Source organism: Streptomyces dangxiongensis, from assembly GCF_003675325.1.
GTDB classification, from domain to species: Bacteria; Actinomycetota; Actinomycetes; order Streptomycetales; family Streptomycetaceae; genus Streptomyces; species Streptomyces dangxiongensis.
The window spans coordinates 7,160,462-7,179,878 of the sequence record NZ_CP033073.1; the positions used below are offsets into that span (position 1 = coordinate 7,160,462).

The window sequence follows — 19,417 nt, forward strand, 5'->3', positions numbered from 1 at the left end:
TGGGGTGCCGTCCAGGTGGGGTGCGGTGACCTCCTGGGGCGACTCGTGGTGGTTTGCTCCGGGGCGGCGGAACGCAGGGCGCGGCTCGAGAGGCGACCGCACGGAGGTGACCATGAGCAGATGGAGCCACTCGTTCAGCGAAGCAGGCCTGGGCGGGTCCGGTGTTCAGACCGCGGCGGCGCGTGTGCCGCGTTGTGACATGGTCAGGTACGCCACGAAGCCGATGATCGCGGCCGTCCACGCGAGGGTGACCGGTGTCAGGCCGAGGCCCAGGCCGCCGCGGGTGTGGCCGAGTGCCGTCCAGTCGGCGAGGGAGGCGCCGAGGGGGCGGGTGATGACGTACGCGGTCCAGAAGGCGGTCACCGCGTTCAGGGCGCCGGAGCGGTGGGCCAGCGCGGGGACGCAGATGGCGGCGGCGAAGAGGACCACCGACCCCAGGTAGCCGAAGCCGACCGTGGCGGTGAGGTCGCCCGCGGCGGTGCCGAGGGCGAAGGTGGCGAGCACGGCCGCCCAGTAGAACGCTTCGCGACGGCGGGTCCGGATCGTGTGGACGGACAGCGTCCGCTCGCTCGCGTACCAGAGGACGAGGACCGCTGCCAGTACGGCCGTGAAAGCCGGCGCCGACACCGCGTACGGCACGCCGAGACCGACGTGCAGGACGTCGGCGGCCATGGTGCCGAACACGCTGACCATGACGACCGCTGTCCAGTAGGCCCAGGCGGCGTAGCGGCGCAGAGCGAACTGGACGGCCAGGGAGGCCACCAGGGCGAGGCCGCCGAACGCGACCGCCGGTACCGGTCCGAGCAGACGGGCGAGCAGGTCCGACGCCGTCTCGCCCATGCCGGTGGTCAGCACCTTGACGATCCAGAAGCAGACGGTCACCTCCGGCACCTTGTCCGCCGTCCGGCGTACGGGGGCAGGGGCGCGGTCGTCGAGGACGTGCTCTGTGGTCATGATCCGCACGATGGCATTCCGCGCCTGAAAGCAACCTGAACAGCGTGCCGCGGTGGCGGCGCCACGTAGTACCGCGGTACGACACGACGGCCGCGGATCAGTCCCCCGGTACCACCGGCTCGGGGCGGTTCGGTGCCTAGCGTGGTCAGTGAGGCGTCGGGGGCGACCGATGGACGCCGGTGCCCGACAGGAAGGGTCGCGAATGATCGACGCGCAGCGGTTGACGAAGAGGTACGGCGAGAAGACGGCCGTCGACGGGCTGGACTTCGCCGTCAGACCGGGCACGGTCACCGGATTCCTCGGGCCAAACGGCGCGGGCAAGTCCACGACCATGCGCATGATCGTCGGGCTGGACGCCCCGACGAGCGGGTCCGTGACGGTCAACGGCCGCCACTACGCCCGGCACCGGGCGCCCCTTCAGGAGGTCGGGGCTTTGCTGGAGGCGAAGTCGGTCCACCCGGGCCGCTCGGCCCACAACCACCTCCAGGCGCTCGCGCTGACGCACGGGATCCCCCGACGGCGGGTCGAGGAGGTCATCGAACTCGCCGGGCTCGGCAGCGTGGCGAGGAAGCGGGCCGGCGCCTTCTCCCTCGGCATGGGCCAGCGGCTCGGCATCGCGGCGGCGCTGCTGGGCGATCCGCAGACGGTGATGCTGGACGAACCGGTCAACGGGCTGGACCCGGAAGGCGTCCTGTGGATCCGCAACCTGCTGAAGTCGCTCGCCGACGAGGGCCGGACCGTGTTCGTGTCGTCCCATCTGATGAGCGAGATGGCCCTGGTCGCGGATCACCTGATCGTCATCGGGCGGGGGCGGCTGCTGGCCGACACCACCGTGGCCGACCTCATCCGCGAGGCGGGCGGCGACACGGTGCACGTGGCCACGCAGGACCCGGTGCGGCTGCGGGACGTACTGGCCGGTCCGGGCGTCGACATCACCGGCCGTATCGGATCCGACGGACTCCAGGTGAGCGGGCTGAGTGCCCGCGAGATCGGCCTGAAGGCGGCCGAGCACGGGATCGCGCTGTTCGAACTGAGCGCGCGGACGGTATCGCTGGAGGAGGCGTTCATGGAGCTGACCAGGGATGCCGTGGAGTATCACGGCACCACCACCGTCGAGAGCCCCGAATCCGCCGGGAGGCCCGCATGAGCACGCTGACGACGACCGCCGAGGCGCCCCCGGCGGCGCCCGCTCGCCCCGCCTACCGGGTGACCGGTCGGCGCGTGCTGGCCTCGGAGTGGGCCAAGCTGTGGTCACTGCGTTCGACCTGGATCACGCTGGGCCTCGGACTGCTCTTCCTCGTCGCCTTCGGGCTGATCGCATCGAGCCGCTACCGGTCCGGCATCCACTCCGGGCACCTGGACGGGGACTTCGCCCGCTCGACGGCCGTGAGCCTGTCCCTCTTCGGCACCAATTTCGCCCAGCTCGCCCTGGGCGTGCTCGGCGTGCTGGTCACGGCGGGGGAGTACTCCACCGGCATGATCCGCTCGACGCTCGCGGCCGTACCGCGCCGGCTGCCCGTGCTCTGGTCCAAGGCGGCCGTCTTCGGGCTGGTGGCGCTGGTGGTCGGCACCCTGGGCGCGTTCGTCGCCTTCGGGTTCGGCAGCGGCATCGTCTCCGGCACGCCCGCCGCGATGACCCTGTCGCACGCCGGAGCGGTGCGCAGCCTGCTGGGCGCCGGGCTCTACCTCGGTCTGGTCGGGGTCATCGGCGTCGCGCTGGGCGCGCTGCTGCGATCGGTGGCCGGCGGTATCTCGGTGCTGGTCGCCACGTTCATGCTGATCCCGGGCCTGGTCTCCCTGCTGCCCAGTTCCTGGCAGGACGGCATCGGTCCGTATCTGCCGAGCAATGCGGGCGGGTCGCTGTTCGCCCTGACGCACGACAGCACCGCCCTGTCCCCCACGGCCGGACTGCTGGTCTTCCTCGGGTGGACGTCGCTCGCGCTGGCGGGGGCGGCGTACCGGCTGGTGCGCAGCGACGTCTGACCGCCCGCACCATGGGCAGGTGACCACCTTGACCACCACCACCGAAGACGTCAGCGGGATGGGACCGCTGGTCGCCCGGCTGGGCCGGGGCGGCCAGCGGCTGCGGCACGCGGACCGGGCGCACCCCTGGGTGCTGGACACCGCGGTGGTGGTGCTGGTCCTCCTGATGTTCTGCCTGCCGGACCTGCTGCACGGCGGTGCCGGGGACGGCGACGGTCCGCGCCGGTTCCGGCTCGCCTTCACCCGGCTTCCACCGTCGGCCACGCTGCTCCTTCAGGCCGGTCTCGTCCTGCCGCTGCTGTGGCGCCGGCGCAGGCCCATGGTGGCCTTCGGCGTCATCACGGCCGTCTTCGTCCTCCAGTGGTCCCTGGGTGCCGCGCTGCGCGCGGACGTCGCCCTGTTCATCGCCCTGTACAGCCTGGCCCTGCACGGGCGGCTGCGGCAGTTGCCGTGGGCCTGCGGCGCCATATCGGCCGGGATGGTGCTGGTCGCGGTGCGCGCGTCGGCGGCGGTGTCCGTCTGGGACGCGCTGTTCTTCCTGCTCAGCACGGCGACCGCGGCCCTGGCGCTCGGCCTGGTGGTACGGATCCGCCGCGCCCAGCTCGCCGGGCTGCGGGACCGGGCGGCCCGCCTGGAGATCGAACGCGACCAGCGCAGCAGACTCGCGGCCGCCACCGAACGCGCCCGGGTGGCCCGCGAGATGCACGACATCGTCGGCCACAACCTGGCGGTCATCATCACTCTGGCCGACGCCGGTGTGTACGCCACGGACACCGCTCCCGAACGCGGCAAGGAGGCCCTGCGACTCATCGGCGACACCGGCCGGACCGCCCTCGGTGAGCTGCGGCGCGTGCTCGGCGTCCTGCGAGCGGCGTCGGACGACCCCGCCAGGGCGCCGGAACTCAGCCCGCAGCCCGGCGTCGCGGATCTCGCGGCACTGTGCGACGGTGTGCGTGGCGCCGGCCTGGACGTCGTCTACCGGACCGCCGGCGAGGTGGACGCATCGGACAGCGGGGTGCAGTTGACGGTCTACCGCATCGTCCAGGAAGCCCTCACGAACACCCTCAAGCACGCCGGCCCCGGCACACGGGTGAACCTGTCGGTCGTCGTCGAGGACACCCGGCTGGTCATCCGGGTCCGGGACGACGGCCCGGCCGGACGCCCCGGACCGCCGAACGAGGAAGGACACGGCCTGGTGGGCATGCGAGAACGAGCGGCGCTCTACGGCGGGAACGTCAGCGCCGGACCCGCGGCCGGCGGCGGATGGACGGTGGAGGCCACCCTCGACCTGACACCCCGGGCAGGCGCTCGGTGACCACCGTGCTCATCGTGGACGACCAGCCCCTGCAGCGCTACGGCTTCCGGGTGCTGCTCGACTCCGTCCCGGAGACCGAGGTGGTCGGCGAGGCCGCGCACGGCGCCGAGGCCGTCCGCAAGGCCGCCGAACTGCGCCCCGACGTCGTGCTGATGGATGTGCGGATGCCCGGCATGGACGGCATCGAGGCCACCCGCCGGATCACCGCCACCGGTGGCCGCTCCCGTGTCCTCGTGCTGACCACCTTCGACCTCGACGAGTACGTCCACGCCGCCCTGCGGGCCGGAGCCGGCGGTTTCCTCCTGAAGGACGCGCGCCCGGAGGAACTCCTCGCCGGCATCCGCGCCGTCGCGGCCGGGGACGCCGTCATCGCGCCGGCCCTCACCCGCCGCCTCCTGGACGAGTACGCCCAGCACGTGCCCGCTCACCGCGGCGGGAGCGACGACCCGAGACTGGCCTCCCTCACCGACCGCGAGCGCGAGATCCTCGTCGCCATCGGCAAGGGCTGGACCAACGGCGAGATCGCCGCCCACTTCGTCGTGTCCGAGTCCACCGTCAAGACACATGTCGGCCGCGTCCTGTCCAAGATCGGCGCCCGCGACCGCATCCAGGCCGTGATCTTCGCCTACGACCTGGGACTCGCCCGCCCCGGCACCGGATGAACGGAGCGGGGCGCTGCCGGCCGGCTCCGGGGCGTCGTGGGAGGCCGGGACGGCGGGCATCGGGGCCGTTCTCGCCGGCCTCCATCCGGCCGCGCACCCCGTTCGGCCCCGTCCGTCAGACGGGGTCCGCGCGGGACGAGGGCGGAGGGCGCATCCGCACGACCCGGTTCGCGGCCGTCTTCTGCAACAGGCCGTACGCGAGGACGGGCAGCAGCAGATGGGGCTTGTCGGGCAGCGTGGTGGTCAGCAGCACCGCGCCGGCGCTGCTGTTGTTCATTCCGCACGCGAGAGTGAGGGAGGAGGAGACGGGGGCGTCGAGGCGCAAAACGCGCGCCGCGATGCCGCCGGTGGCGAAGGACAGCGCGCACACGACCGTGGCCACCGCCAGAGCAGCGCCGAGCAGGAGCGGCCGTGGACGGGCGACGAAGGAACCCAGGGCGCCGCTGGCGTTGACGTACGTCAGGACCAGCGAGCCGGCCAGGGCCACCGGGACGACGACGCCCAGCACACTGTTCAGCAGGCGGCGCGGTAGGACGAGCCGGCACAGCACTCCCGCCGCACAGGGCCCCACCACCCCGGTCAGCGCGAAACCGCCGCTCAGTGTGTGCCCGGCCGTGGTCAGAGTGCCGGCGTACCCGCCGTCGAGCAGTGGGGCCAGTGCGTCGACGGTGACGGGGATGGAGAGCGGGCTGAGCAGGGTGGACACGAGGACCAGTCCCACCATGGTCGGCTGGTCGCCCTGGCCCTTGCCGGTCCATACCGTGGCCCCGGCCGCGACCGGCATGGCGACGATCATGATCATGGCGGTCAGCAGTCCGCTGCCGCCGTCGGCGTCGGGAGAGCGGTGCAACGCGAACGCGACGAGCGGGATGATCAGCAAAGGGGCCGTCACGTGCAGGACGAGCCCCGCCACCAGTGCCCTCGGGCGGCGCAGCAGCCGGACCAGCGCGTGCGGCGGGACCTGGAGTCCGGCCGAGAACAGCACGAGGCCCAGCAGCGACGGGGCCACGGGCAGGGGGAGCCCGGCGCCGTCGCCGAGCGGCAGGGCGGGAGCGTGGCGCAGCCACAGGCCCGGGGCCGGCAGGAGCAGGGCGAGGAGATAGGCGAGAGCGACGGCCCGGCCCAGCCGTCGGCGCAGCCAGATGGTCGCGTGATCGGCGCGGTCGCGGTCGGCGGGCGTGGTGTCCACAGGGGCGTACCTCCGTCGGGGGCGTGGGGGCGGGGCGCGGACGGGGCGTCGCTATGGCGTGGCGAGGGGCGCGGGGGCACATGGGTCCCATGTTTCCCGCCCGGGCCGGGCGGGGCGGGAGGGGCCGCGCGGCGGTCAGGACGTGTTCAGGTCCGCGCGGGACCAGGTCACCCGGCCGGCAGGGTGACCACGAACCGGGCCCCGGGGGTGTGCCCGGCGTCGTGGGACACCTCGCCGCCGGCGGAGCGGGCCAGGCGTCGCGCGAGCGGCAGTCCGAGGCCCGCCCCGTCGTGCCCGTCGCCCGGGTCGGCCCGCTGTCCGGGCTGGAAGAGCCGCGCGACGAACGCGTCCGGCACACCGGGCCCGTCGTCGGTGACGTCGATGCGTATGCGGCCGGGCTCCTGGCCCGTACGGACGACGACGCCCGAGCGGGCGTACCGCAGGGCGTTGGCCAGCAGCGGGCTGACGATCCGTTGGAGGAGGGCGGGTGCGACCCCTGCCTCCGGTCGCGCGCCCTCGCCGACGACGGTCACCGTCAGATGGTCCGGCGTGTCGAGGCTCTCGGTGAGCCGGCGCAGCGTCGGCAGCACCTCGGCCGTGCCGGGCACGACGGCCGCGCCCTCACGCGCGTCGGTCAGCAACGTGTCGCAGATGGTGTGCATGGACTCGGCGGCGTCGGCGATGACCCGGTGGGCGGCGTGGGTCTCGTCGGCCGAGCGCGGGCGGGCCTGCCACCAGTCGAGTGTGGCGATGATCCGGCTGAGCGGGGTGCGCAGTTCGTGCGACAGCTCCCCGGTCAGCTGCCTCTCGTGGCGCAGCACGGCCCGGATGCGGTCCAGCAGCGCGTCCAGGGAGAGGCCGAGGCCGGCGAGTTCGGCCGGCCGTCGCACGGTGCCGAAGCGGTCGTCCGACCCCACGGCGCTCCACCGGGCCGCCTGATCGGTCATCGTGCGCACGGGACGCAGAGCGCGGCCGACCGCCAGACGTGTCAGCGCGTAGGTGCAGGCGAGCATCAGCGCGTCGAGGGCGAACGATCCGAACAGCAGGGTGTCGGCCGAGCTTCGGTACGGGGAGAGGTCCAGGGCCGTGACGACGGTGGCCGCACCACTGCCCCCGGGCACCGGGCGGGAGCACAGCCGGACCGGTTCCGGCCTCGCGGCGGTGACGCAGTGCGACCCGCCGCGCCCGGCGAGCGCGTCGGCGGCCTGGGTCAGCGGGGCTGCGGGGGAGGGTGGTTGTTCGAGCAGCCGGGTACCGGCGTAGATCCACACGTTCGCGTCGAGGAGCTGGTCGTCGGAGGTCTCCAGGACACGCACCGTCGGACCGCTCGTGTCGACGGTCGTCGCGACGGCGGCGGCCCGGGCCCGCAGTTCGTCGTCGGCCTGACGTCGCAGGTGGTGGCGGACGACGGTGTTGAAGACGACGGTGAGGACGACCATCAGGAGCGTGGCGGTGGTCAGCGCCACGAGGGAGAGCCGGCCACGCAGGGTGCGCGGAGCCAGCCGTGAGGCGAATGACGGGAACGTGATCATGACAGGCGGTGTCCGATCCCGCGGGCGGTGCCGATGGTCAGCGCACTGCCGCTGTCACGCAGTTTGCGGCGCAGCCGGGTCAGATACTGGTCGAGGGTGTTCTCGCTGACCTGGGCGCCCTCGGGCCAGCCGGCCCGCACCAGTTCGCGGCGGCGCACCACCTGCCCGCTCGCCGTCATGAGCCGCGCCAGGAGCCGGAACTCCGTCGGGGTCAGATCGACGCGGCCGCCGTGCACGGTGAGGCTGTGCCCCACCGGGTCCAGGACCAGGTCCCCGGCCGAGACCGCGGGGCCGGGCGCGGCGCGTCGGACGACCGCGCGCAGCCGCGCGGCGAGTTCGGCGATGTGGAAGGGCTTGGGCAGGTAGTCGTCGCCCCCGGCGGAGAAACCCGCCAGACGGTCGGTGAGGCGGTGACGGGCGGTGAGGAAGATGACGGGCGCGAGGAATCCGTTCGCGCGCATCGCCTGGCACACGTCCCGCCCGTCCGCGTCCGGGAGCCCCACGTCGAGCACGGCCGCCCCCACGTCACCCGTGGCCAGCCGCAGCGCGGTCGCACCGTCCGCGGCGGGCACCGGGTCGAAATCCTCGTCCCGCAGCCCTCGCAGCAGCAGGTCACGCAGGATGTGATCGTCCTCCACGACCAGGATCCTGTGGCGCATGGTCCTCCGTCGACTCGATGGGGGTGTTCGCGGGGCCTGTGAGGAACCGGTCGGGCAGCCACCAGGCCATGGCGCACACCCACAGGCCGAGCCAGCCGACGCTCAGCAGCCAGCCGCCGGCCACATCCGTGAACCAGTGCACTCCTAGGTAGACGCGGGTCAGCCCGACCAGCACGCCCCAGCAGCCCACGGCGCTGGCGAACAGCGTCCGCCCGCGCGGCCCGCGCAGGCATATCGCCAGGACCAGCAGTCCGGCGGCGAGAGCCGCCGTGGTGGTGTGCCCGGAGGGAAAGGCCCAGCCCGAAGCATGCGTCCTCCAGTCCGCCCGGGACGGGCGGGCCCGGGCGACCAGCGTCATCACGCCGTACCGCACGGCCTGCCCCGAGGCCAGGCACAGGACGGCGAGGCCGGCGGCGAGCAGCCGGTGACGCGGGGGGCGGACCGCGACGATCCCGGCCAGCACGGCGAGCGCGTACGGGAGCGGACCCGTCCCGGTGGCGGTGAGCCCGCGGGCCAGCGACACCGCCACGTCGGGACGGTGGGCCACCGACCAGGCGTGCAGCCCCCCGTCGGTGAACAACGGGCCCCCGTCGCCGGACACGCACAGCGTCAGCACACAGAACCCCGCCAGGGCCCCGAGGCCGACGCTCACGGCCACATCGGCCACCTCGTCCCGGCTCACGACGCCACCAGCAGGGCGCGCAGGCGGGTGGCCGTGAGCTGTCGGACCAGCGTGTCCGAGGGGTGGCGCAGTACGGCCACGGCGAGCAGCGCGACCAGTGCCCCGACGGCCGCACCGACCGCCACGTCGTGCGGGTAGTGGACGCCGACCCAGACCCGGGACGCCGCCATCGCGCAGGCGGCGACGGCCGCGACCGAGCCGAGGCGACGGTTGACGGAGAACAGCGCCACCGCGGCCGCGAACGCGATGGCCGCGTGGTTGCTGGGGAAGGACCAGTCACCCGGTGCCGGACACGCCTCGAGCGTGCTGACGTGCAGGCTCCGGCAGGGCCGCTCCTCGCGCACCACCAGCTTCAGGGCGGCGTCCACGCCGTACGCCAGGACCACGATCACCGGAGCCGCCAGCGCCTGCACCGCCGCCGCGGCGGCGGTGCGCCGGGCCCGCCACCAGCCGATGACCATGAGCAGCGCGAACGCCCCGAGACCGTACGTCGACCAGGCCGACACCACGCTGTCCAGCCAGCCGGGGGAGCGGTGGGCGAGATCCACCACGTCGATGTAGGCGGAGCCGTCGACCGCCGAGCCGCCGAGGGCGAGCGTCATCCGCGGGCCTCCTTCGCCTTCGCGGCCCGTCGGGAGCGGTACACCTCGGCGGCCAGCGGAATCAGCGACACGACGACGATCACCGCGACGATGGGCAGCAGATACCGGTCCACGTCGGGGATCGAGGACCCCAGCGCATAACCGGCGAGCGTCAGGCCAAGGCTCCAGACGAGACCGCCGGCCGCCTGCCAGACGGTGAACGTCCGCGCGGGCACCTGAAGCGCTCCCGCCATCGGGTTCAGCACCGTCCGCACCACCGGCACGAAGCGGGCCAGCACGATCGCCTTCGCGTACCCGTACTTGGCCAGCAGTTCCTCGGCCCGGCGCGCCCCTTCGTGCAGCCGGGCCGAGGAACTGCGGGCGAGCAGCGCGCCCCCCGCTCTTCGGCCGAGCAGGTAACCGCACTGCGCACCGGCGAGCGCGCCCACGGCGGCGGCGGCCAGCAGCGGTCCGAGCGACAATCTGACCGGGCCGGCCGAGCCCGTGCACAGCAGACCCGCCGTGAACAGCAGGGAGTCACCGGGCAGGAAGAAACCGATCAGCAAGCCCGTCTCGGCGAAGAGCACCACTCCGACGCCCAGCACGCCGAACGCGGCCAGCAGCGAACGGGCGTCCAGCACGTTGACAGCGAGCTGCGACGATAGATGGATGGGTGTGGTCATCGTCGGTGGGCCCTTCGTGCTGACGCGGCGGAAACGGCGGTACGGCATCCGACCGGTGACTACAATTCTGTAGACGGTCTACTGAACTGTAGACGATGATGGGGTGAGGATCGTTCCCATGAGCGACACCAACGACGAGCGACGGCCGGCCGGCGAGCTGGAGGCCGCCGTCATGGCCGCACTCTGGGCCGCCGGTACACCGCTCACACCGGGCCGGGTGCAGCAGGAACTCGCCGCCGAACTGGCGCGTACGACCGTGACGACCATTCTGTCCCGCCTGCACGAGAAGGGCGCCGTCGACCGCCGGCAGCAGGGACGCGGCTACGCCTACTACCCCGTCCACGACGCGGCGGGGCTCACCGCCCGGCGCATGCACGGCGAACTCGACCGGGACACCGACCGTGAGACCGTGCTGGCCCGATTCGTCGCCCAGCTCAGTCCGGACGACGAGCAGGTGCTGCGCCGGCTGCTGGAGGCCGACCAGGCATGATCCTTCTGCTGCTGGTTCCGCTCCTGGCGCCTTTCGCGGCGCCGCCCCTGGCGCGGCACGCCCTCGACCGTCTCGATCCCGTCACCGCGCTGTGGGCACTGACCGCCTCCTCCCTCGCGCTGGCGGGGGCGTGCGTGACAGCCCTGGGCGTCGTCGTGCTGGCCGCCCTGCTCAAGATCCCGGCGTTCGCCGCGCTCGGTGAACTCGTCCATCCCCTGCGCACCCTCTCGGACGGCGTCCTCGTGCCCGCCGCCGCCGCAGCGGCCGGTGTGCTGACCGTCGGCCTCTGGAACCTCGGGCGCTCGGCGGTACGACAGGTCGGCGCCTTCCGCACCGCCCGCAGCCAGGCCGACCGCCGCCCCGCCGCCGGTGACCTGTGCGTCGTCGACTCACCCCATCCGGACGCCTACGCCCTGCCCGGCCGCCCGCACCGCATTGTCGTCACCACCGCCATGCTGCGCAGCCTCGACGCGGCCGAGCGCGAAGCCCTCTTCGCCCACGAACGCGCCCACAACGCCGGTGGCCATCACTACTTCCTCGGCGCGGCCGAACTCGCGGCCCACTGCCACCCCGCCCTGCGCGCGGCCCGCGCCACCGTCCGGTTCGCCGCGGAACGAGCCGCCGACGAGGCTGCGGCCTCCGCTGTCGGAGACCGGCGCCTGACCGCCCGGGCCATCGCCCGCGCGGCTCTCGCCGGCCACGACTCCCGCTCGACGCGCCCGGCCTTCACCCCCGCCGCGACCACCGGCCCCGTCCCGCGCCGGGTCGCCGCCCTCCTCGCGCCCCCCGGCTCCCGCCCGCGCGCCACCCGCTGGATCGCCCTGCTCCTCGCCGCCTGCGCGGCTCTCTCCGTCACCGCCGCGACCGCCGGCGTGCTCGCCGTCCATCACGAGGTGGAGGTCGCCCAGGGCGAGGAGAGTCCCTGACCCGGTCGGGCGCTCGCCGGGCGCGTTGACCCGGTCAGCGACGGACGCCGTGGCCGTGGTCTGGCGGGGTCCGCCGGGCGGCTGCGGCACGGCCGGCTCGACGCCGGCCACCCGCAACCGCCCTGCTCGGCCGTCTCGGCGAGTGGCGGGAATCCCGCCGTCGACGGGGATCACGGCCGCGGTGTCCGGCGGGAGGCCGAAGAGGGCAGGGGGAGTGGAGGGAGCGGAGGGGGTCCGGGTGGTGGTCACGGCGGTTCTGCTGGGCGCGGGGCTGGTCAGCGGCCGGTGAAGACGGCGTCGCGGCGTTCGATGAAGGAGCGGATTCCCTCGGCTCCGTCGGTGGTCGACAGCAGCCGTGCGATGTCGGGGCGCAGCCGCTCGATCGCGGCGCCGTCGCCGTGCTCGCGGGCCAGGTGCGCGGACCGCAGGGCGGTCCGGACCCCCAGCGGGGCCGACTTCCCGGCGATCACCCGGGCGATCCCGGTCGCCCGTTCGATGGCGGCCGGTCCGTCGGCCACGACCTCCTGCACCAGGCCGATGCGGTGGGCCTCCGCGGCGTCGAACTCCTCGCCGGTGAGGATCCAGCGCATGGCGTCGCCCCAGCCGGCTTCACGGGGGAAGCGGAGGGTGGCCCCTCCGAAGGGGTAGATCCCGCGGCGGATCTCGTACTGGGCGAAGCGGGCGTCCTGGGCGGCCACCCGGATGTCGGCGGCCAGCAGCAGCTCGATGCCCAGGGTCATCACCCAGCCCTGCGCTGCGGCGACGACGGGCTTGGTCCAGGTCCCGTCCAGCCGCCAGGGGTCCCGGCCGCCCTCGGGCGCGTCGAATTTCCCGGAGGCCAGTTCGGCGCCCACGTCGACCATGTCCAGGCCGCCCGTGAAGTGGTCGCCGTGGGCGAAGAGGACTCCGCACCAGAGGTCGTCGTCGGACTCCAGGAGACCGTACGCGGCCGACAGCTCGGCGAGCATGGCCCGGGTGAACGCGTTGCGCTTCGCCGGGCGGTTCAGGCCCATCAGCAGCACGTGCCCGTCCCGTTCGACGGTGACCGTGGCGGCGTCGGCAGGTGTGGAATTCACAGCGCTCCTAGTCAGTTGCATGATGAGACTCGCTGGACGGTAGTCGACCGCCGTGCCCGCGACAAGTCCATCTCATGATGAAACCGATAGGGTGAGAGGCATGAGGCGGACCTCCTTCGACAACTGGCCCTGCTCGATCGCCCGCACCGTCGACATCCTGGGCGACGGCTGGACACTGCTCGTGCTCCGCGAGGTCTTCTACGGCGAGTCACGCTTCGACGGCTTCATCGCCTCGCTCGGCATCGCCCGCAACACCCTCACCGACCGGCTGCGGCGCCTGGAGGACGCGGGCCTGCTGCACCGGCGCGCCTACCGGACCGACCCCGTCCGCCACGAGTACCTGCTGACGGACAAGGGCCGCGACTTCTTCGGTGTCCTGGCCGCCATCAACGCCTGGGGCGACCGGTGGCTGGCCGACGACTCCGGGGCGCCGGTGGTCATGCGGCACACGGCCTGCGACCACGACACCCACGCCCAGGTGGTCTGCTCCGCGTGCGGCGAGCCGCTGCGCCACGAGGACGTCGACGTGCGTACCGGCCCCGGCTACCCGGTCCGCCTGCTCGACGACCCCGCGGTACGGGCCCGGTTCGACCGGAACGGCCGCCCGGAGGCGACCGCCGGCCGGTGACGCCCCGAGGGCCCCTGACCCGCGGCCGGGTCGCACACCCCTGCCCGCGCAGCCGTCCGGTGCGCGCCGTTGCGGTGTGGTCCGGTGCCGTGCCGGTGCCGGCAGCGGCCGGCCCGGATCGCCCGCGCACCCGCGCTCCGTCCCCCGGGGAGGTGTTCGTGCGCAGCCATCCGGAGGTGGTCACCGGGCGCGGGCCGGTCGGCGGGCGGAGGCTCGACGGGGTGGACGTCGCGCCGTGAACGCGCGCCCGGCGAGGACGGTTCGGCCCGGGGACGTGGGCCGGACGGCCCTTCCGGCCACCCGCCGGCCTGCCGGAGGGTGAGGTGCTGTGCCCCCCGCACGCGTCGTCACCCACCGACCGCCTCCCGACCCGGGGAAAGGACCCAGATGTCCGTCGACACGCAGCAGGCGCCCGCCGGACTCACGGACGAGGAGCTCGCCACCCTGGACGCCCACTGGCGCGCCGCGAACTACCTCACCGTGGGCCAGATCTACCTCCTGGCCAACCCGCTGCTGACCGAGCCGCTGCGCCCGGAGCACGTCAAGCCGCGGCTGCTCGGCCACTGGGGCACCTCTCCCGGTCTCAACCTGGTCCACACCCATCTGAACCGCGTCGTCAGGGACCGCGGTCTGGACGCCGTCTGCGTCTGGGGGCCCGGCCACGGCGGCCCCGCCGTCCTGGCCAACTCCTGGCTGGAGGGCTCGTACACCGAGACCTATCCCGACGTCACCCGGGACGCGGCGGGCATGGCCCGGCTGTTCAGGCAGTTCTCGTTCCCGGGCGGGGTGCCCAGCCATGTCGCTCCCGAGACCCCGGGCTCGATCCACGAGGGCGGGGAACTCGGCTACTCGCTGTCGCACGCCTACGGCGCCGCCCTCGACAACCCCGGCCTGCTGGTCACCTGCGTGATCGGCGACGGTGAGGCGGAGACCGGCCCGCTGGCCGCCTCCTGGCACTCCAACAAGTTCCTCGACCCCGTGCACGACGGTGCCGTGCTGCCGGTCCTGCACCTGAACGGCTACAAGATCGCCAACCCGACCGTGTCGGCCCGGATCCCCGAGACCGAGCTGGACGAGCTGCTGCGCGGTTACGGCCACGACCCGATCCACGTCACCGGCGACGACCCGCCGGCCGTCCACCGCGCGATGGCCGCGGCCATGGACACCGCGCTCGACCGCATCGCGGTGATCCAGCGCGCGGCGCGCGAGGAGGGGAGCACGGACCGGCCCCGCTGGCCGGTGATCGTCCTGCGCACTCCCAAGGGCTGGACCGGTCCCGCCGAGGTCGACGGAGTGCCGGTCGAGGGCACCTGGCGCGCCCACCAGGTACCGCTTCCCGCCGTACGGGACAACCCCGAGCACCTGCGGCAACTGGAGCAGTGGATGCGCTTCTACCGGCCCGGGGAACTGTTCGACGAGGACGGTGCTCCGCGCGCGGACGTGCTGGCGTGCGTCCCGCACGGTCACCGGCGGCTCGGCGCCACCCCGCACGCCAACGGGGGACTGCTGCTGCGCGAGCTGCCCCTGCCTCCGCTGGAGCGGCACGCCGTGACCGTCGACGAGCCCGGTGCGAGCATGCACGAGCCGACCCGCGTGCTCGGTGACATGCTGGCGGACGTCATGGCGGCCACCGCGGACCGGCGCGACTTCCGTCTCATGGGCCCCGACGAGACCGCCTCCAACCGGCTCCAGGCGGTCTACACGGCCAGCGGCAAGGCCTGGCAGGCCGACGTCCTCGATGTCGACGAACACCTCGACCCGCACGGCCGCGTGATGGAGATCCTCTCCGAACACACCTGCCAGGGCTGGCTGGAGGGCTACCTGCTCACCGGCCGGCACGGGCTGTTCTCCTGCTACGAGGCCTTCGCCCACATCGTCGACTCGATGGTGAACCAGCACATCAAGTGGCTTCGCACCACCCGCCGCCTGTCCTGGCGGGCTCCCGTCGCCTCCCTCAACTACCTGCTCACCTCGCACGTGTGGCGGCAGGACCACAACGGCTTCTCCCATCAGGACCCGGGCTTCGTGGACCACGTCCTCAACAAGAGCCCGGAAGTGGTACGGGTCTACCTGCCGCCGGACGCCAACACCCTGCTGTCGGTCGCCGACCACGCGCTGCGCAGCCGCGACTACGTCAACGTGATCGTCGCGGGCAAACAGCCCTGCTACGACTGGCTGTCGATGGAGGAGGCGAAGGTCCACTGCGCCCGCGGCGCCGGCGTCTGGCAGTGGGCCGGCACCGAGGACGGCACGCGCGAACCGGACGTGGTCCTGGCCTGCGCGGGCGACGTGCCCACCCAGGAGGTGCTGGCCGCCGCACAGTTGCTGCGCCGCCACCTGCCCGACCTGGCCGTGCGCGTGGTGAACGTCGTCGACATCGCCCGGCTGCTGCCGGCCGGGGAACACCCGCACGGCATGAGCGACTTCGAGTACGACGGACTGTTCACCACCGACCGGCCGGTGATCTTCGCCTACCACGGCTACCCGTGGCTGATCCACCGCCTCGCCTACCGCCGCACCGGCCACCCCCACCTGCACGTGCGCGGTTACAAGGAGATCGGCACCACGACCACGCCGTTCGACATGGTGGTCCGCAACGACCTGGACCGCTACCGCCTCGTCATGGACGTCATCGACCGCGTCCCCGGCCTGGCGGTACGGGCGGCGGCCGTACGCCAGCGCATGGAGGACGTCCGGCAGCGCCACCAGGTCTGGATCCGCGAGCACGGGGCGGACCTGCCCGAGGTGGCCGACTGGGCCTGGGAGGGCTGAACGGTCCGGCCGGGCGAGTACGTCCGGTCCCGGGGCGCGGGGGCCGGGCTCCCGCGCCCCGGGTCGGCCCGGTTGAGCGGACCGGGGCCGACCGGCCCTGGTCCTCGGGCCCACGATGGGGGAAGGATCGGCGGAGAGAACCGCACACGTCACAAGGAGCGACCGATGGCGGAGCACGAGCCGGCCGGATCCGACCACCCGATCCGGGTCTTCCTCCTCGACGACCACGAGGTGGTACGGCGCGGGGTGCACGACCTGCTGGACGACGAGCCGGACATCACGGTGGTCGGCGAGGCGGCCACCGTCGAGCAGGCCCTCGTCCGCGTCCCCGCCCTCCGTCCCGACGTGGCGGTCCTCGACGTCCGCCTGCCGGACGGCGACGGGATCACCGTCTGCCGGGAACTGCGCTCGGACCTGCCGGACCTGGCGTGCCTGATGCTGACCTCGTTCGACGACGAGGATGCCCTGCTCGACTCGATCATGGCCGGTGCCTCCGGGTACGTCCTCAAGCAGATCCAGGGCTCGGACCTGGTGTCGGCCGTGCGGACGGTGGCCCGCGGGCAGTCGCTGCTGGACCCGAGCGCCACCACCAGGCTCATGGCCAGGCTGCGGGGCGGACAGCAGGAGGCCGAACCGGAGGCGCTGCCCGGACTGACCGAGCGGGAGCGGCAGATCCTGGCGCTCATCGGCGAGGGCCTCACCAACCGGCAGATCGGCCAGCGGCTGTATCTGGCCGAGAAGACGGTGAAGAACCACATCTCCCGGCTGCTCGCCAAGCTCGGGGTCGAACGCCGTGTCCAGGCCGCCGTCATCGCCACCCAGGCCCAGGACCGGTCGCGTACCCGGGGACGCTGAGCGCCGCCGCCACGGACCGCGTCGCGGCTCCCGCCGGCTTCATCCGCCGCCCGGCAGCCGGCGACCCGTGACCAGCTCGGCGGCGATCCGTACGAACACCCGGTCGTGCACGGGCATCCAGGAGTCGGGGCCGCACCGCGACAGGCGCTCGTGCTCGGCGGGATCCGTCACGACTGTGGCCCGGCCGGTCACGACCACACTCCAGCCGGAGTGGGTCACCGCGTCGAACTCGTCCGCCTCGAAAGCGACCACGGCGCCGTCGACCGCCCGGACCAGGTCCGAGCCGGCCGAGGTCCCCAGCACCACGGAGGCGTCCCCGTCGAGGCGGAAACTGACCGGCAGCACGGCCGGGAGCGCCTGTCTGGTGTACACGACACGGCCGACGGGGACCTCGCCCAGCAGACGCAGGCAGGCCTGCCTGCCGAGTACGTGGATGTCGCCGTCTTGAAGCACCGCACCATCGTCTGCGCGGGCCCCCGGTAAGGGGTAGGGCCGACCGGCCCTCCTTCCGCCGGGGAGAGGGGCCGTGCCCGCACGGGAAGGCACCGGCGTGCGATCACCGTGCCGTCGCCCGTCGTGGTCCCCGTATCGTCCCCCTTGGGCCCCGGCTACCGTGAAGGGTGCGGGGCGGCCGTAGGTATGCCGTACGGGGGGCTGGGAGGAACGGGCGTGGGAAGCTCCGAGGAGGTTCGCGCGGGAGGCGTGCGACTGCCGCAGCTTGGACTGGACGAGCTGCTGACCGAGTTGCAGGCCCGCCTGGACGCGGCCCGCGGCACCCAGGACCGGGTGCACAGCCTGCTGGAGGCCGTGCTCTCCGTCGGCCGGGAACTCGATCTGGAACAGGCGCTCCGCGGCATCGTGGAGGCGGCGGCGGCCCTGGTCGACGCCGAGTACGCGGCGCTCGGCGTGATCGGCTCCGACGGCAGACGGCTGTCGGCGTTCATCACGGTCGGGGTCGGCGAGGAGGAGATCGCCCGCATCGGCCCCTATCCGCAGGGTCACGGCATCCTCGGCGAACTCATCCGCCACCCCGAGCCCCTGCGGCTGTCGAAGCTCTCCGAGCACGCCGCGTCGTACGGCTTCCCGCCCGGCCATCCGCCGATGAACAGCTTCCTCGGCGTGCCGATCCGGGTGCGCGACCAGGTCTTCGGCAACCTCTACCTCACCGAGAAGCGCGGCGGACGGCAGTTCGACGAGGACGACGAGTCGCTGCTGTCCACGCTGGCGGTGGCGGCGGGCGTGGCGATCGACAACGCCCGCCTGTACGAGGAGTCCAGACTGCGGGAGCGCTGGCTGGCGGCGAGCGCGGAGATCACCAGCAGCCTGATGTCCGGCGCGGACCAGCACGAGGTGCTGGGGCTGATCGCCGAGCGGGCGCGCGACATCACCGGCGCGGCCCTCGCCACGCTGGCCATCCCCGTGCAGGACACCGGCACCCTCGCGGTGGAGCTGGCCATCGGCCGCGGGGCGGAGGCACACCGTGGACTCCTCCTCCCCGTGGAGGGCACCCTCACCGGGGCGGCCTTCGCCCTCGGCGCGTCCGTGAGCAGTCCCGACGTCGCCCGGGACGAGCGCATCAGCGCGGGGCCGCCACGCTTCGCCGGCCTGGGCCCGGCCGTGGCCGTCCCGATCGGCCGGGAGGACCGCGTGCGCGGCGTGGTCCTGCTGGCCCGGGAGGCGGGTGCCGGTGACTTCTCCGACAAGGAGACCGTGCCCCTCAAGGGGTTCGCCGCGCAGGCCGCCCTCGCGATGGAACTCGCCGAGCGCCGTCGGGACGCCGAACAGATCGCGCTGCTGGAGGACCGCGACCGGATCGCCCGGGACCTGCACGACCTGGCCATCCAGCGGCTGTTCGCCACCGGTATGACGCTCCAGAGCGCGGGCCGGTTCATCGAGCACACCCAGGCCTCGGAGCGGGTGCTGCGGGCCGTGGACGACCTCGACGAGACCATCAGGATCATCAGGTCGACGATCTTCGGTCTGCGCACCCATGACGGTGACGGGGCGCCCGGCCTGCGAGCCCGTGCGGTGCGGGTGGCCGGCGAGGCGACACCGGTGCTGGGCTTCGCGCCCAGTGTCCGGATGGAGGGCCTGCTCGACACCCACGTACCGCCGGAGATCGCCGATCACGTCGTGGCCGTCCTGTCCGAGTCCCTGACCAACATCGCCCGGCACGCGCAAGCCGACCGCGCGGACGTGGCGCTGGGGACCGACGGGAACGAGGTGCGGCTCACCGTCACCGACAACGGCGTCGGCGTCCCGGCCGGGGGCCGCCGCAGCGGTCTGCGCAACATGACGGAGCGGGCGCGCGGCCTGGGCGGCGACATGGAACTGGTCCGCCCTGAGGACGGGGGCACCCGACTGGTGTGGCACGCGCCTCTGCCGCGGACGACGCGGGCCTCGCGTAGCTAGCCGGGGTGTCCGGCGTAC

19 protein-coding genes are annotated in these 19,417 nt (G+C 73.4%); 10 read left to right on the forward strand and 9 right to left on the reverse strand.

Annotated features, from left to right (window positions below; genetic code table 11):
• Nucleotides 1–165 precede the first annotated feature (165 nt).
• Entirely contained in the window at nt 166–954 is a 789-nt protein-coding gene (locus tag D9753_RS32185; RefSeq protein ID WP_121791407.1) for a COG4705 family protein, read from the reverse strand.
• A gap of 202 nt (nt 955–1,156) precedes the next feature.
• Here D9753_RS32185 and D9753_RS32190 point away from each other — a divergent pair, with 202 nt between their 5' ends.
• Genes D9753_RS32190 through D9753_RS32205 form a run of 4 tightly spaced genes read left to right on the forward strand, consistent with a single transcriptional unit; the run spans nt 1,157 to nt 4,914 of the window.
• Nucleotides 1,157–2,101, forward strand: coding sequence for an ABC transporter ATP-binding protein (locus D9753_RS32190; RefSeq protein ID WP_121790187.1), 945 nt, complete (start codon nt 1,157–1,159; stop codon nt 2,099–2,101).
• Nucleotides 2,098–2,937 (forward strand): ABC transporter permease, encoded by an 840-nt coding sequence (locus D9753_RS32195; protein WP_121790188.1) that lies wholly within the window; start codon nt 2,098–2,100, stop codon nt 2,935–2,937. Before D9753_RS32190 ends, D9753_RS32195 begins: the two co-directional genes overlap by 4 nt.
• A gap of 58 nt (nt 2,938–2,995) precedes the next feature.
• Nucleotides 2,996–4,252 (forward strand): sensor histidine kinase, encoded by a 1,257-nt coding sequence (locus tag D9753_RS32200; protein WP_121791408.1) that lies wholly within the window; start codon nt 2,996–2,998, stop codon nt 4,250–4,252.
• Nucleotides 4,249–4,914 (forward strand): response regulator, encoded by a 666-nt coding sequence (locus D9753_RS32205; RefSeq protein WP_121790189.1) that lies wholly within the window; start codon nt 4,249–4,251, stop codon nt 4,912–4,914. The genes D9753_RS32200 and D9753_RS32205 overlap by 4 nt, the downstream gene beginning before the upstream one ends.
• Nucleotides 4,915–5,029: 115 nt before the next feature.
• Here D9753_RS32205 and D9753_RS32210 read toward each other — a convergent pair whose 3' ends face one another.
• The 6 genes from D9753_RS32210 to D9753_RS32235 all read right to left on the reverse strand — a co-directional run bounded on the left by D9753_RS32210 (nt 5,030) and on the right by D9753_RS32235 (nt 10,240).
• Complete coding sequence (locus tag D9753_RS32210; RefSeq protein ID WP_121790190.1) at nt 5,030–6,103, reverse strand: bile acid:sodium symporter family protein; 1,074 nt, start codon at nt 6,101–6,103, stop codon at nt 5,030–5,032.
• 167 nt (nt 6,104–6,270) lie between these two features.
• On the reverse strand, nt 6,271–7,635 hold the full coding sequence (locus D9753_RS32215) for a sensor histidine kinase (RefSeq protein WP_121790191.1): 1,365 nt from the start codon (nt 7,633–7,635) through the stop codon (nt 6,271–6,273).
• Nucleotides 7,632–8,294 (reverse strand): response regulator transcription factor, encoded by a 663-nt coding sequence (locus D9753_RS32220; protein ID WP_121790192.1) that lies wholly within the window; start codon nt 8,292–8,294, stop codon nt 7,632–7,634. The genes D9753_RS32215 and D9753_RS32220 overlap by 4 nt, the downstream gene beginning before the upstream one ends.
• Nucleotides 8,248–8,976 carry a phosphatase PAP2 family protein gene (locus tag D9753_RS32225; protein WP_121790193.1) on the reverse strand — a complete coding sequence of 243 codons (729 nt, stop codon included), beginning with the start codon at nt 8,974–8,976 and terminating at the stop codon, nt 8,248–8,250. The genes D9753_RS32220 and D9753_RS32225 overlap by 47 nt, the downstream gene beginning before the upstream one ends.
• Nucleotides 8,973–9,578, reverse strand: coding sequence for a phosphatase PAP2 family protein (locus D9753_RS32230; RefSeq protein WP_121790194.1), 606 nt, complete (start codon nt 9,576–9,578; stop codon nt 8,973–8,975). Before D9753_RS32230 ends, D9753_RS32225 begins: the two co-directional genes overlap by 4 nt.
• The gene (locus D9753_RS32235; RefSeq protein ID WP_121790195.1) at nt 9,575–10,240 is read right to left on the reverse strand and encodes a DedA family protein; all 666 of its coding nucleotides are present in this window, start codon (nt 10,238–10,240) and stop codon (nt 9,575–9,577) included. The genes D9753_RS32230 and D9753_RS32235 overlap by 4 nt, the downstream gene beginning before the upstream one ends.
• Before the next feature lie 118 nt (nt 10,241–10,358).
• Here D9753_RS32235 and D9753_RS32240 point away from each other — a divergent pair, with 118 nt between their 5' ends.
• Together D9753_RS32240 and D9753_RS32245 are read left to right on the forward strand one after the other, a co-directional pair.
• Nucleotides 10,359–10,730 (forward strand): BlaI/MecI/CopY family transcriptional regulator, encoded by a 372-nt coding sequence (locus D9753_RS32240; protein WP_121790196.1) that lies wholly within the window; start codon nt 10,359–10,361, stop codon nt 10,728–10,730.
• Nucleotides 10,727–11,656, forward strand: a complete 930-nt coding sequence (locus D9753_RS32245) for a M48 family metalloprotease (RefSeq protein ID WP_121790197.1) — start codon at nt 10,727–10,729, stop codon at nt 11,654–11,656. Before D9753_RS32240 ends, D9753_RS32245 begins: the two co-directional genes overlap by 4 nt.
• Before the next feature lie 275 nt (nt 11,657–11,931).
• Here D9753_RS32245 and D9753_RS32250 read toward each other — a convergent pair whose 3' ends face one another.
• On the reverse strand, nt 11,932–12,732 hold the full coding sequence (locus D9753_RS32250) for a crotonase/enoyl-CoA hydratase family protein (RefSeq protein ID WP_205614320.1): 801 nt from the start codon (nt 12,730–12,732) through the stop codon (nt 11,932–11,934).
• Nucleotides 12,733–12,832: 100 nt separating this feature from the next.
• On the opposite strand from D9753_RS32250, the gene D9753_RS32255 reads away from it, so the two are divergent.
• From D9753_RS32255 to D9753_RS32265, 3 genes are all read left to right on the forward strand, one after another.
• Nucleotides 12,833–13,360, forward strand: coding sequence for a winged helix-turn-helix transcriptional regulator (locus D9753_RS32255; RefSeq protein WP_121790199.1), 528 nt, complete (start codon nt 12,833–12,835; stop codon nt 13,358–13,360).
• Nucleotides 13,361–13,747: 387 nt separating this feature from the next.
• On the forward strand, nt 13,748–16,132 hold the full coding sequence (locus D9753_RS32260; RefSeq protein WP_121790200.1) for a phosphoketolase family protein: 2,385 nt from the start codon (nt 13,748–13,750) through the stop codon (nt 16,130–16,132).
• A 165-nt stretch (nt 16,133–16,297) separates the two neighbouring features.
• Nucleotides 16,298–16,987, forward strand: a complete 690-nt coding sequence (locus tag D9753_RS32265; protein WP_121790201.1) for a response regulator — start codon at nt 16,298–16,300, stop codon at nt 16,985–16,987.
• A 39-nt stretch (nt 16,988–17,026) separates the two neighbouring features.
• Here D9753_RS32265 and D9753_RS32270 read toward each other — a convergent pair whose 3' ends face one another.
• Complete coding sequence (locus tag D9753_RS32270; RefSeq protein ID WP_121790202.1) at nt 17,027–17,440, reverse strand: pyridoxamine 5'-phosphate oxidase family protein; 414 nt, start codon at nt 17,438–17,440, stop codon at nt 17,027–17,029.
• Nucleotides 17,441–17,626: 186 nt separating this feature from the next.
• On the opposite strand from D9753_RS32270, the gene D9753_RS32275 reads away from it, so the two are divergent.
• Nucleotides 17,627–19,399, forward strand: coding sequence for a sensor histidine kinase (locus tag D9753_RS32275; RefSeq protein ID WP_394346781.1), 1,773 nt, complete (start codon nt 17,627–17,629; stop codon nt 19,397–19,399).
• Nucleotides 19,400–19,417 lie beyond the last annotated feature (18 nt).